Origin of the sequence: Exiguobacterium sp. s70 (genome assembly GCF_018618315.1) — a bacterium.
GTDB lineage: Bacteria > Bacillota > Bacilli > Exiguobacteriales > Exiguobacteriaceae > Exiguobacterium > Exiguobacterium chiriqhucha.
Map to the genome: position 1 here is coordinate 1 of NZ_JACSLV010000011.1, position 13,815 is coordinate 13,815.

Below are 13,815 nucleotides of genomic sequence, written 5' to 3' on the forward strand. Positions count from 1 at the left end.
GCCGAAAGTAGTTGGGGGTCTCCCCCTGTGAGGATAGGACGTTGCCAGGCCAACGCGAAAGACGATCGAGCATCCGCTCGGTCGTCTTTTTTATAGATTTTATTTATAATTTTGCTTCCTTTGCGGTATATATAATCTATTCCCGAACATTAAGAACGGAAAGCAAATAGAACGAACACAATTCTGAACTTTCTGAACATCGTGAATTGAATTGCACTTTCGAGCTATACCTGTTACCATTACAGAAATATTTCGAAACAAAGATTCGGGTCCGATAGAGAAAGGGGCAATCGATTTTTATGTGGGAAAACAAGTTTGCAAAAGAAGGATTAACGTTTGATGACGTCTTACTCGTACCGCGCTTTTCAAATGTCTTGCCAAGAGACGTGAATTTAAGCACTAAACTTTGCGAAGGTCTTGAGTTAAATGTTCCAGTCATCAGTGCTGGTATGGATACTGTCACAGAAGCACCGATGGCCATTGCGATGGCGCGTCAAGGCGGCTTAGGAGTCATTCATAAAAACATGTCGATGGAGATGCAGGCTGAACACGTCGATCGCGTTAAACGCTCAGAGAACGGCGTCATCACGAATCCATTCTATTTGACACCGGAGCGTCAAGTGTACGATGCAGAGTACTTGATGAGTAAATACCGTATCTCGGGAGTCCCGATCGTCAATTCAGAAACCGAGCGTAAATTAATCGGAATTTTGACAAACCGTGACCTTCGTTTCATTAAAGATTATTCGACGGTGATTGCAGATGTCATGACGACGGAAAACCTTGTTACGGCAAAAGTAGGGACATCACTTGAAGAAGCTGAACGCATCCTTCATCAACATCGAATTGAGAAATTGCCGCTCGTCGACGATTCAGGCGTGTTGAAAGGTCTCATTACGACAAAAGATATTGAGAAAGTCGAACAGTTCCCACATGCTGCAAAAGACAAACAAGGTCGTTTGCTCGTCGCAGCTGCCGTTGGTGTTACGAAAGATGCCGCATCACGTGCTCAAATTCTTGTTGATGCAGGTGTCGATGCATTAGTCGTTGATACGGCTCACGGACACTCAGCCGGTGTCATCGAGAAAGTGAAAGAACTTCGTGACATGTTCCCGACGCTTCCAATTATCGCTGGAAACGTGGCAACAGCTGAAGCGACACGAGCTTTGATTGAAGCCGGGGCATCGGTCATTAAAGTCGGGATTGGTCCAGGATCAATCTGTACGACACGTGTTGTCGCCGGTGTTGGTGTTCCACAAATCACAGCAGTATATGATTGTGTCACGGAAGCTAGAGAACACGGTGTCACAGTTATCGCTGATGGTGGAATCAAGTACTCTGGTGATATTGTGAAAGCTATCGCAGCTGGAGCTCATGCCGTTATGCTTGGTAGCCTTCTCGCAGGTGTGAAAGAGAGCCCAGGAGAGATGGAAATCTATCAAGGTCGTCAGTTCAAGACGTACCGTGGAATGGGTTCTGAGGCTTCGATGAAACGAGGCAGCCAAGATCGCTATTTCCAAGAGGCCGATAAAAAGTTCGTACCAGAAGGTATTGAAGGACGCGTCGCTTATCGTGGCGAACTAGCCGATACTGTCTATCAACTCATCGGTGGCCTTCGTTCTGGAATGGGTTATTGTGGGGCTGCCGATATCCGTGCACTACGTGAGGACACTCAGTTTATCCGCATGACTGGGGCTGGGTTGCAAGAAAGTCACCCTCACGATGTCCACATCACTAAAGAAGCTCCAAACTATTCACGCTAAACAACAAGCCGTTGTCTCTAAATTAGAGGCAACGGCTTTTCGTTATCATTTTTTTGACTTGGCCACGAGAATGACAGTACCACCATCGTCCTGTGCAGGTAAGCTGACGGTCACTTTCCCATCTCGTTTGACGACGTAATGACGTCCGCTATAGCGGTCGACGAGCGTCGTTTTATGCTTGAGTTTTGTCTGGAACGTGATCGTTCGTTTGGCTTCTGTCGTGTTCAAGGCCACGAGAACAGAGTCTTTGCCGTGCTTCCGTTCAAAGACAGAGTATCCAGTAGCAGAACCACCAGCAACGACGGCACGCGTTCCTTTACTAAATACTTTTGAATAGTCGGCACGAATGTTGAGTAGCTTTTGGTAATGCGTATGCATCGCCTTACCTTCTCCTTTGACTCGTCTCCAGTCGAAGTCATAACGGTTTTCATTGAACTCGCCCTTATCCATATCCAACGCATGTTTTCCGGACTGTCCAACCTCTTCACCATAGTAGATGACAGGCTGTCCTTTCGCCGTCATTTGAAGCGAGGCGGCGACCATATGCTTCCCTTCATCGCCTCCAGCACGTGATACGAGGAAACCGTCCTCGTCATGACTGCTGAGGAATTGACCGAGTGTCGCTTCATTCGAGAGTTGCGTGTTGCGATATTGAAGCGCACTCTCGACGTCATCAATATTTCCGTTGATGAACCGTTCGGCCTGATACTTGAAATCAAAGTCGAGAAGCGAGTCCATTTGGCCACTCTGTAAGTAACCACCCGTGTTGTTCACACTTGCCCCATAATGTTCGCCAATCATTTTGAAATCTGGTTTGAGGGCCGTCAATTCGTTTTTGAACGACTTCCATGTTGTAGAGTCGACGTGTTTGACCGTGTCGACGCGGAAGTAATCGATGGTGTTTCCTTTTTTCGTTTTCGAGCGTTTAATCCAATCCGTCTGCCATTTGACGAGTTGTTCACGGACGGCAGCCTCTTCGGTCTTAAAGTCCGGTAATCCGGAAAGAGACATCTTCAAGTCATCGCCATCGACCGGATTCGAACGAATCATGCCGTCGAACGCTTTGCGCTCTTGATCGGTTGGGAAGTTTGTGGCGCCCGTGTCTACAGCTCCTGGTTCCATCCCGTAGCCAGGGTGGTTCAAGACAACGTCGACCATAATCTTAATACCGCGAGCATTCGCTTCGTCAATCAGACGATGGAATGCTTTCATATCGCCGAGATGCTCATCGAGTTTTTCGAAGTTTTTCGCCCAGTATCCATGATAGCCATACTGTGATCCATCTTTACCGTAGCGAAGATCCCAATCGATATTATCGACAATCGGTGTAATCCAAATCGTGTTGATGCCTAGTTTATCCAAGTAGTCGAGTTTCTTCGTCACACCGGCAAAGTCGCCGCCGTGATACGACTCAAGATGATCTTGGTCATAGTATTCACCGTTCGGGTTATTGTTCGTTTTATCCCCATCGTAGAATCGGTCGGTCAGCATGAAGTAAATCCGTGCCTCATCCCAATCGAACTCTTGCTTGTCCTTCATCGAGACCGGTCGGACCGTTAACGATGTTTTCGTCTTATGGACGTTACCGTATTGGTCAATCGCCGTAATCGTTAAGAATTTATTGCCCGGTTTGACGGTATCTTTGACTGCAATCGTCTGTTTGTTGAGGGCCGGGTCGACTTCTAGTTTAGCCGGTCCACCAAGAGGACGTGCATCGATGAACAGTTGACGCAGCTTGACGCCTTTCGGCAACGTCGGCTTCACCTGGACGACCGCGTTTTCTCGAGAACTGAGGGCTTTCGGTGCCACGCTTGCCGCCAGTTTAACGTTTGGACGACGATACTCGACGCTCGAAGCCTCGAAGTAAGGATCCTTCACTTCGGTTGTGACGCCATCTTTTGTGACAAGGAACGTATAATCATGTTTCCCTTCCGGTAATTTGACCGTATGGCGGAACCATTCATTTTTGGCTTCGTACGTCATCGGGTACGTCGTGCCATTGACTTTCAATGCGACACTGTCGATTTCATCGAGTTGTCCCGCTTCATACAACGCTTTGTCACGGTAGAAGAACGTGACGGCACCATCTTCAAACAAGGGTCCTTGAATCGTCGGTACTTGATGGAACGTCCCTTTGCCGCTCTCGACGACGACTTTCGTCACCCGGTCGCTTCCCAATTTGACATAGCGGTCTTCCCCGTAGCCATCTTTCACGGCCCAATCCGTGCCCTTGCGGATGACAAAGCCTACATTGGTCGCATCTTTTCCGACTGGGATTCGGAAGATGGCACCATCTTCGGTGATTTTATACGGGTCAACTTGACCGTCTTTGGCACCCGTGCTCCACGTCCATAAATTCCAGTCCGTGTAATCGTTGTCGGCCCGGACGTACAACATTTCGATGTAGCGTTGTGTTTTCCACGGATCGGCGATTTCAGTGATGGTTTTAAATGACGTCGTCAATGCCGGTAACGTCGTGTTCGACAGGTTGCCTTTCACGGCGTCCGCGGGAAGGGTCGCGGTATACGTTTGATTCAAACTGAGTGCTTCGGTCGGTGTGACAGTCACAGTCGATCCACTCGCTTCAGCCGTGAACGGTACAGCTGTCTCGCCATTCATCAAGCTGATGTTCGAAGCATCTAACGACACAGGTTCATTGAACGTCCATGTGATTGGGGATTTGATGTCCACTTGTTCCGATTGATTGGCCGGCGTGACCGCTGTCACTTCGAGTTGACTGACCGTCTCGACACCGCTCAACGTGAAGGCTGGGCTATATACCGATTGTGTCGACGGAGTCGCCGAAACATTCCAACTATCGGCGACTTTATTGGCCGCATTGCTTGGAATCGTGTCGAACGCACCGTGCTCGGTAGCGTTATTCCCGCTGAGTACCGTGAGGACCCGAACGGTATCATCATTGCTTAGACCAAGCAGGGACAATGGAATTTTGCCTTCAAAGCCTTTCGTGCGATCAATGGCAAACGAGGCGCCGTTTAAGTTGCTCAAGTTTGCGAGCGGCGTGGATTTCCCTGCTTCATACAGAGCGGCTTCTTTTACTGACGTGTCGCCATCGACGCGAAGTAAAATATGATACTGTGGTTTTTTATCAGTTTGGCTGAAGTTGAACGGATGGCCGAGCGGGTTTGTCGCTACGCCTGAATCTTGTTCATTGATTTGGAGGGCGATATTTATGTACTGACCATTGTCGCCCCAGTTCGGGACGTTGTTCGCATCCACATAAAAGTAAAGGTTACGCGCATCGTTCTGCAGATAGACGTCTCCTAAATCGAATCCTTGCCAACCCGCCTGTGGGGATGTGGCGAGCGCTGGCGTGTTCGCCCAATCCGTTTTTAAGCCATCAATCGAGATTGTCGCAGGCTCGGCCAATGCGTTCATCGGAACGCCGGCTTGGATGAGGAGAACGGATGATAAAAGTAACGTGGTCGTCTGTCGTGCCGTTTTCTTCTTCATAAAGCACCTCTTTCATGGAATGTGTCGTCTACAGGGCAACGAATTGTCAAAATTGTGCAAACGGTTTCAGGAATAGTTTAGCTGAATATGTAAGCGCTCACAATATATTTTTTGAAAAATAATAAAAACGCCTATCGATTAGAGAGGCGTTTGGTTCACGAAGTGTCCTTTGACAATCAAACGTTCGGTCGCATCGAACGTGCATGTGACGAGTGTAATCGTTGGTTCTGTTGTCGGGTCGAGCACGTCGACCCGTGTCGGGGGAACGGTCTCAAGCGAAGTGACCTCGTATTCGAACGTATGTGTCATGTCGGTCAAGTAGATGGACATGCCGACGTCGATGATGTGAAGCGGACCGAACAAGGCGGTCGGGCTTTGCGTGTAGTGGCCCGCGAGTGCATAATTTCCAGTTCCCATTCGTTGGTCCGGGTCCATCGTTCCAGCCCCGACAGCCAAGTTCTCATTGTCGAGCCCATATAAGATCGGGAGCTCGAGGTCGATTTCTGGAATCGAAATGAGGCCGACGGTCGGTAAATCATGAAATCGATTGCGCACGGTGAGAAGTTGTTCCCATGATAACGGCTCGACGTTTGAAAACTCAAATTCACCGGTTTCTGGCTGTTTCGGTTGAATTTCGGCGGTCACTTGTTGACTGTTCCATGCCGTGAGTTGGTCTTTCCACCACGATTCGGATAACAGGAGTGTACCAATTAACAAAAGGAACCCACCGACGACGTAGCGTGACCGTTTCATCCATCTCTTCCTTTCTCAATGTTCCAACACGACATGAGCGCACTAACGGCAGCTGGTAATGTTTCTTCGGATAAGGCGGCAAATCCAAATAAAAACTGAGGAATCGTGTCGCTTGATTCGATGCGATAGTCTGTCATCGCATTGATTCGGATATTCGAAGCCTCGGCCAATCGTTTCAAGTCTTCACTTGTCGCGCTTGTACGAACAGACAGGACGACGTGAAGGCCGGCGCTCGCCCCCGTGACGGAGACGACCGGTTCATAAGGTTTAAAGGCGGCGATAATGATTTCAAGTTTCCGGCGATATGTCTTCCGCATCCGGTTCAAGTGTTTCTCAAAATCACCGGTCGCCATAAATTCGGCCAACGTATGTTGTTCGAAACGGGGGACACTACACGTGAAGTGACGATAACGTTCTCGATAGCGATTTAACAGCGGAGGGGGGAGTACCATATAACCGATTCGCAATGAAGGCATCAATGATTTAGAGAATGTGCTCAAATAGACGACCCGCTCGTTTTGATCCATGCTTTGCAAAGAGGGAATCGGTTTGCCGCTATAACGGAATTCACTATCGTAATCATCTTCAATCACATACGTCTGTCGCTCCGATGCCCAGTTGAGCAAGCGTTGACGTCGACTGACAGATAGAATGGTCCCGGTCGGAAATTGATGGGCCGGTGTGACATAGAGGGCATCAATGGATGCTTGCTCCACCAGGTCGACACGGACGCCGCTCTCATCGACAGGAATCGGGATGAACGTCCGCCGTTGATGGGCGAACAGTTGGCGGGTGAGCGGATACCCCGGATCCTCAATGCCGAACGTCGTAGTATCCGGCAACAGTTCTAACAATTGGGGCAACAGCTGCTCGGTTCCCGATCCGACAACGATTTGTTCGGGAGAACAATGCACACCGCGCGAATGGTAGAGATAGGTCGCAATCTCTTGGCGAAGAACGAAATCACCTTGGACGGAGCCAAGTGACAGCAAATCGTGATGTTCTTCTGAGACGACTTGTTTTAAGTGCCGGCGCCAACGTTCAAATGGGAAAGCGGTCGTGTCGATTTGACTCGGATACAAGTCGAACTCATATGTTTTTTTCACCGGGAGCGGTTCGATGACGCTACTGCCGCGCCGGACGTACAGTTCTTCTTGCGGTAACACGTAGAAGCCTTTGCGTGGCAACGACTCGATGTATCCTTCCGCGAGCAGCTGAGCGTAGGCCAGTTCAACGGTCGTTTGCGAGACGTCTAAAAACTCCCCTAGCTTTCGTTTGGACGGAAGTTTCGTCCCGGTGGTGAGGGTGTCATCAACGATGGCTTGTCGAATGTGCAAATAGAGTTGTTCATATAATGGGACGCTCGAGTCAGCCTCGAGCGAGAACGTGAGCATATCCATGATGTGTCCTTTCTGTGGTCAGCCAAAGAAAAAATAGAGCACGAATCCGATGACGAGGAGGAGCGAGACCATTCCCGTTTTTCCGAAAAAGCTGCGCTCCTGCGCGTCGTCACGACTGTTCCATTGATCCATTCCATCATCTCCTTTAATCTTTAAAACATTCGAGAATCGAGAAATGAAGTCCTTTGTTCGAACTGACCACTTTAAAAAATATAAAACTGGCACTTTCAATATAGTCAAATCAATTTATACTTGCAAGTAGACTAGCTTATTGGAGGGGATCCATTTGGAAAAGAGACAAGTAGGGACAGACAAAGTAAAACGTGGTATGGCCGAGATGCAAAAAGGTGGCGTCATTATGGACGTCATCAACGCGGAGCAAGCCAAAATTGCTGAAGCGGCAGGTGCAGTTGCCGTCATGGCACTCGAGCGCGTACCTTCGGATATTCGCAAAATGGGCGGTGTTGCTCGTATGGCCGACCCGACAATCATCGAAGACGTCATGGGTGCAGTATCGGTACCGGTCATGGCGAAGTGCCGGATCGGTCACATCGCTGAAGCACGTGTCCTTGAATCAATGGGGGTTGATTTCATTGACGAGAGTGAAGTATTGACACCTGCTGACGAAGAATTCCATCTCTACAAACGTGACTACAAAGCACCGTTCGTCTGTGGCGCGCGCGACCTTGGTGAAGCATCACGCCGCATCGGGGAAGGTGCAGCGATGATCCGGACGAAAGGTGAGCCGGGAACCGGCAACATCGTCGAAGCGGTTCGTCACATGCGTACCGTTCAAGCCCAAGTGAAACGCTTGCTCTCGATGAGCATCGATGAAGTGATGACGGAAGCGCGTGACCTGGGTGCCCCGTTTGAAGTACTCATGCAAATCCGTGAAGCAGGTCGCCTCCCGGTCGTCAACTTCGCAGCAGGCGGAATTGCGACACCAGCTGATGCGGCACTCATGATGCACCTCGGAGCGGACGGCGTCTTTGTCGGATCAGGAATCTTTAAAGCGGAGAACCCTGAGAAATTTGCCCGTGCCATCGTTGAAGCGACGACATACCATGATGACTATGAGCGCATCGCACACTTGTCGAAAGGACTCGGCGAAGCGATGAAAGGGCTCGACGTTCGCACGCTCAAACAAGAAGAACTCATGGCACCGCGAGGTTGGTAAGATGACCACGATTGGTGTACTCGGAATGCAAGGTGCGATTCGCGAACACGTCCATATGCTCGAAGCACTTGGTGCGAATACGCTCGTCGTCCGCTCGGTCGATGACTTAAATCGAATCGATGGACTCGTCTTGCCGGGTGGGGAGAGCACAGCGATGCGTCGCTTACTCGATCGGTACGAGTTGCTCGAGCCGTTACGTGAGAATGCGGAGTTGCCGATGTTTGGAACGTGCGCTGGTTTGATTTTGCTCGCGACCGAAGTTGAAGGATATGATGCGCACTTGCGTAAAATCCCGATGACGGTCAAACGAAATGCGTTCGGACGACAAGTTGATAGCTTTGAAGTCGATTTGACTGTCAATGGAATCGATGAAGCTGTCGAAGCAGTGTTCATTCGAGCGCCGCAAGTCGCATCGGTCGAAGCGAGCGTCGAGGTGCTCGCCGAGGTCGAAGAAGCGATTGTCGCGGTTCGGTATGACAAGTATATGGCCTGCTCGTTCCACCCGGAATTGACGGACGACTTGTCGATGCACCGCTATTTCTTGGACATGGTTGAAGCGACGAAGCGACAACTCGCCTGATTGAAAGGCTCTCTAGCAAATAGGGAGCCTTTTTCATGTGTTTTTTTGCTACACTGTAACGAGATACGTATAGAAAGGGGCAAGACCGTGAGACAAAGATGGATCGGATGGATGCTCGTTTGGGCAATCCTTTTAAATATGATCGTGCCGACGGATGCATCGGCGGCACCTAAAGTTGATGCGACCGGCGCGATGCTCGTGGACATGACGACGGGACAAATCCTGTTCTCACAAGAAGAGGACGCGATGCTTCCTCCGGCATCAATCACTAAGCTGATGACCGCTTTTCTCGTCCGAGAAGCCATCGAAGCGGGTGACCTCAGTTGGAGCCAAGAAGTGACCCCGAGCGACAAGGCGTTGGCGCTGACCCGAAAACCAGGATTGGCTCGGATTCCGCTCGTCAATAAACCGTACACGGTGAAAGAGCTATACGACGTGGCGTTGATTCGTTCCGCGAACGAGGCAGCGGTCACATTGGCCGAGGCCGTCTCTGGTTCGGAAGGGGTATTCGTAAAGAAAATGAACGAACGGGCGACCGAACTTGGTATGACCCAAACGACGTTCGCCAATGCATCGGGACTTGACTCTGTGTCAGCGGGACGTCCAGGGGAGAATTTGACATCGGCCAATGATTTGATGATGCTAGCTTTGGCGTATTTGACGAAGTTCCCGGAAGTGCTCGATGTGACGAAACAAGCGTATGTTGATATCGACGGAGTCCGATTTGAAGCGACGAACCGGATGCTCGCTGGTCGTGATTTAGCCTATCCGGGTATGCTTGGCTTTAAAACGGGCACGACTGACGATGCCGGGTACTGCTTCATCGGCGTGTCGACGCGAGATGGACGTACCGTGCTATCGGTCGTTCTCGGAGCGAAGACCGATCAAGGGCGCTATACTGCTACAAAGGCGCTTCACGACTACGCCTATGGCGATTTTGTCTTGACCCCGATTTTACGGACTGGTGAAATCGTCCCGGCGACGCTCCATGTCGCTGAAGGTACAGTCGAGTCAGCAAAAGTGCGCACGACGTCAGCCTTTGAAGTACTCGTCGAAAAAGGACAGGATGTACCTGAACCGACTTACGATCTTCCGGATACGAAAGCCCCAATTGCGGCCGATCAACAGGTAGGGACCGTCACCATCGAGCCTTCCGGAAGCGTCCGGTATCTAGATGGTGAACTTCCACCTAAAGGAACGCTCGTCGCGGCCGAACCGGTCGAGATGGCATCGTTTTTGACACGTATGACGCGTGCCTTCTCCGACTTTTTAGATGAGATTCGACTCGTGCTCGGAAAACTGAGTCTTGTCGATAGAGTTGAGATGTTGTAAAGTAAAACTAATTCAATGACAGATGCAATGATGGGGAAAAGTACGTTACGGTCATCTACTGACAGAGAGCTAGTGGTTGGTGCAAACTAGTGGGATGATGTAACCGAATCGGCCTCGGAGCATTGGCTTGGAAACAAGTCACGTTACGCACACGTTACGTGCATCGAGTGGCCCGATTTCGGGCAACGAGGGTGGCAACGCGGATCCAAGGTGGTTCGTCCCTTTCCTACGGGAAAGGGGCGTGCCACCTTTTTATGTGAAAAAAGGAGGAATAACGAATGTTAGACATTAAACGATTACGAACAGATTTTGAAGAGATTAAAACGAAGCTAGCTCATCGCGGCGAGGATTTGAGTGCGCTTGACCGTTTCCCGGAGTTGGAAGAGAAACGCCGCAACTTGATCAATGAGGTTGAAGTGAAGAAAGCGAAACGAAATGAAGCGACGAAGCAAATTGCGGAATTAAAACGCAACAAACAAGATGCGGATGCACCGATTCTCGAGACACGTCGCCTCGGGGACGAAATCAAATTGCTCGATGAAGAGTTGCGTGAAGTCGAGGCCGAATTGAACTTGATTCTCCTCAGCATCCCGAACATCCCGCACGAATCAACGCCGATTGGAGAAACGGAAGATGATAACGTCACGATTCGCGAAGTCGGAACAAAACCGACGTTCGAATTCGAACTCAAACAGCATTGGGACGTCATGGAAGATTTGAAAATCGTCGATGTGGAACGAGCGGGTAAAGTGACAGGTAGCCGGTTTGTCTTTTATAAAGGTCTCGGCGCCCGTCTCGAACGTGCCCTCATCAACTTCATGATGGATATGCATGCCGATGAACATGGCTATTCTGAGGTGCTCCCTCCTTATATGGTCAACCGCGACGCGATGACCGGGACGGGACAACTTCCTAAATTTGAGGAAGACGCATTCAAAGTGGCGGATACGAACTATTTCCTCGTACCGACGGCAGAAGTTCCGGTAACGAACATGCACCGTGACGAGATTATCACGGAAGACCAACTTCCAATCACGTATACGGCGTATAGCGCTTGTTTCCGTTCAGAAGCGGGATCAGCCGGACGCGACACGCGTGGGCTCATTCGTCAGCATCAGTTCAACAAAGTCGAGCTCGTCCGGTTTGTGAAACCTGAAGAGTCTTATGAACAACTCGAACTCTTGACGGGCCACGCTGAAGAAGTGCTTAAGCGTCTCGGTCTCCCATATCAAGTGCTCAGCATGTGTACGGCCGATCTCGGCTTCACGGCTGCGAAGAAATATGACATCGAAGTGTGGATGCCGGCGCAAGGGATGTATCGTGAAATCTCATCTTGTTCGAACTTTGAAGACTTCCAAGCACGCCGGGCCGGAATCCGTTTCCGTCGCGAAGCGAACGCAAAACCGGAATTCGTCCACACGCTTAACGGTTCTGGCCTCGCAGTCGGACGGACCGTCGCTGCGATTTTAGAGAACTTCCAACAGGCAGACGGTTCAGTCGTCATTCCGGAAGTATTACGTCCATATATGGGCGGTATCGAGAAAATTGAAATGCCTCAGTAATGAACAAACCAGCCCGTCTGAAACGTATCGTTCAGGCGGGATTTTTTTTGGTTTTTTTTAATGTTTTTTCACAAAAGGGTTTGACATCTGTCTGCCAAGTTGGTACTATAAATCATGTCGAGCGAGATGTTTGCTCACCAATTGTATATGAGCTTTGGAGGTGTACCCAAGTGGTTTAAGGGAACGGTCTTGAAAACCGTCAGGGGTGTAATAGCCTGCGTGGGTTCGAATCCCACCACCTCCTCCATTTTTATTTTTGGAGGCTCAACAATTTCATACTTTTTTGGAGGTGTACCCAAGTGGTTTAAGGGAACGGTCTTGAAAACCGTCAGGGGTGTAATAGCCTGCGTGGGTTCGAATCCCACCACCTCCTCCACTTTCTTTTTTTTACACTTTTTTAAGCCTGGAGTTGTACCCAAGCCCGGCTGAAGGGGACGGACTCGAAATCCGTTAGGAGTCGTAAGGCTCGCGTGGGTTCGAATCCCACCAACTCCGCTTGTTTTGGCATCTGCATGGGCAGATGCGTTTTTTTATGGTCGTAGACTCCGGTCTGCGGCTTTTTTGTTTGTGGCAATCCGACGAAATCTGGCTAAGCCGCGCGTAAACCGGGAATCTACATAGAGTAGACTATAGTGGCGCGTAAGGAAGGAGATGAGCGTCATGGATTGGATTGAGATGTATATCGATGAGGTCGTGCGACACGTTCCACCGAAGCGGCGCGAGGAAGCTGCTGCCTCGGTTCGGCAATCGATTGAGGCGGCACTGCCCGACCAACCGTCTGAGGCAGACGTAAAACGGGTGTTAGCAGAGATTGGGCATCCGGCCGTCGTGGCCGCGCGTTATAAGGAAGGCCAGTATGTCATCGGCCCACGTTTTTTCCCCGTGTATGTGACTGTCGTCAAGCTTGTCGTTCCCATCGTCTTAGCTGTCGTTTTCTTCGGGCTTGTATTTGCTAGCATGCCGACGTTCTCAGGGCCGCTTATGCCGACAGTCGGCACATTTTTGACGAACATGTTCGATGCGTTATGGGATGTCGGGATTCAGCTCGTGTTTTGGATTACGCTTGTCTTCTTTTTGATTGAGCGCTATGCACCCGATGATGTACCGGCGCCAGATATGAAATGGGATGTGTCCAAGCTGAAAGAACAGGTGAAGGGCGGTCGAATCAGTAAATTTGACGCAGGGTTCGGGTTGTTTTGGACAGCCGTGTGGTTTGGCGTGTATATTAATGCCGAACAGTTACTAGGGATTTATGAATCTACGAACGCGGGATTCAGGATGATCACTCCCATCTTCAATCAAACGTTCCTAATGGATGTGATTTGGTTTTTTGTGATCGTCATCTTGCTTCAAGTCGTGCTCGGGGTATGGAAATGGATGAAAGGACATTGGACGTATGCGCTCGCTTCGTTTAATTTGATCTACAATATTGCCTCGGCAACGTTCATCATCTGGATGGCCAGTTCCCCACAGTTACTCGATCCACGATTTTTGAACTGGATCGAGACGAACGTTCCGAACGGCATGCTCTCGTTCGATTGGGTATTTGGATTGGTCGTCGCCATCACGGTTTTGGCCGCCGTGTTTGATTCCATCGACGGTTTCCGAAAAGCTCGGAAGACGCCGACGTACCGGAAACCTCATATCGCCCACACATAAAAAGAAGGTGCACCGCTCAAGTGAGCAGTGGGCTAACCTAAATTTTTGAGACAATATAAAAACACCTTCGCAGTGGTACACTTTAAAAAAGTGCTAGCATCGGAGGTGTTTTTGC

The 13,815-nt window shown here is 50.0% G+C and carries 9 protein-coding genes, 3 tRNA genes and 1 other annotated feature; of the genes, 9 read left to right on the top strand and 3 right to left on the bottom strand.

Features of this window, described 5'->3' with window-relative positions:
- The first annotated feature begins 299 nt into the window (after window positions 1–299).
- Window positions 300–1,763 carry an IMP dehydrogenase gene (guaB, locus tag KNP84_RS14890; RefSeq protein WP_021066750.1) on the top strand — a complete coding sequence of 488 codons (1,464 nt, stop codon included), beginning with the start codon at window positions 300–302 and terminating at the stop codon, window positions 1,761–1,763.
- 45 nt (window positions 1,764–1,808) lie between these two features.
- On the opposite strand, the gene KNP84_RS14895 is transcribed toward guaB, so the two are convergent.
- From KNP84_RS14895 to pdxR, 3 genes are all read right to left on the bottom strand, one after another.
- On the bottom strand, window positions 1,809–5,237 hold the full coding sequence (locus KNP84_RS14895) for an alpha-amylase family glycosyl hydrolase (RefSeq protein ID WP_215115063.1): 3,429 nt from the start codon (window positions 5,235–5,237) through the stop codon (window positions 1,809–1,811).
- Window positions 5,238–5,375: 138 nt separating this feature from the next.
- Window positions 5,376–5,990: a class A sortase gene (locus tag KNP84_RS14900; RefSeq protein ID WP_215115064.1), complete on the bottom strand. Its 615-nt coding sequence runs from the start codon at window positions 5,988–5,990 to the stop codon at window positions 5,376–5,378.
- A complete protein-coding gene (gene pdxR / locus KNP84_RS14905; protein ID WP_215115065.1) occupies window positions 5,987–7,390 on the bottom strand; it encodes a MocR-like pyridoxine biosynthesis transcription factor PdxR in 1,404 nt (467 codons plus the stop codon). The genes KNP84_RS14900 and pdxR overlap by 4 nt, the downstream gene beginning before the upstream one ends.
- A gap of 286 nt (window positions 7,391–7,676) precedes the next feature.
- On the opposite strand from pdxR, the gene pdxS reads away from it, so the two are divergent.
- The 8 genes from pdxS to KNP84_RS14945 all read left to right on the top strand — a co-directional run bounded on the left by pdxS (window position 7,677) and on the right by KNP84_RS14945 (window position 13,700).
- Window positions 7,677–8,567, top strand: coding sequence for a pyridoxal 5'-phosphate synthase lyase subunit PdxS (gene pdxS / locus KNP84_RS14910; protein ID WP_021066746.1), 891 nt, complete (start codon window positions 7,677–7,679; stop codon window positions 8,565–8,567).
- 1 nt (window position 8,568) lies between these two features.
- Window positions 8,569–9,147, top strand: a complete 579-nt coding sequence (gene pdxT, locus KNP84_RS14915) for a pyridoxal 5'-phosphate synthase glutaminase subunit PdxT (RefSeq protein ID WP_021066745.1) — start codon at window positions 8,569–8,571, stop codon at window positions 9,145–9,147.
- An 87-nt stretch (window positions 9,148–9,234) separates the two neighbouring features.
- Window positions 9,235–10,479: a D-alanyl-D-alanine carboxypeptidase family protein gene (locus KNP84_RS14920; protein ID WP_052013678.1), complete on the top strand. Its 1,245-nt coding sequence runs from the start codon at window positions 9,235–9,237 to the stop codon at window positions 10,477–10,479.
- A gap of 18 nt (window positions 10,480–10,497) precedes the next feature.
- Window positions 10,498–10,705, top strand: a binding site (T-box leader).
- Between the two features lie 52 nt (window positions 10,706–10,757).
- Complete coding sequence (gene serS / locus KNP84_RS14925) at window positions 10,758–12,041, top strand: serine--tRNA ligase (protein ID WP_215115066.1); 1,284 nt, start codon at window positions 10,758–10,760, stop codon at window positions 12,039–12,041.
- A gap of 156 nt (window positions 12,042–12,197) precedes the next feature.
- A tRNA-Ser gene (locus KNP84_RS14930) sits at window positions 12,198–12,288 on the top strand.
- Between the two features lie 38 nt (window positions 12,289–12,326).
- Window positions 12,327–12,417 (top strand) — tRNA-Ser (locus KNP84_RS14935).
- Window positions 12,418–12,446: 29 nt separating this feature from the next.
- Window positions 12,447–12,536: transfer RNA gene (locus tag KNP84_RS14940), tRNA-Ser, on the top strand.
- A gap of 165 nt (window positions 12,537–12,701) precedes the next feature.
- Complete coding sequence (locus tag KNP84_RS14945; RefSeq protein WP_215115067.1) at window positions 12,702–13,700, top strand: hypothetical protein; 999 nt, start codon at window positions 12,702–12,704, stop codon at window positions 13,698–13,700.
- Window positions 13,701–13,815: the final 115 nt, after the last annotated feature.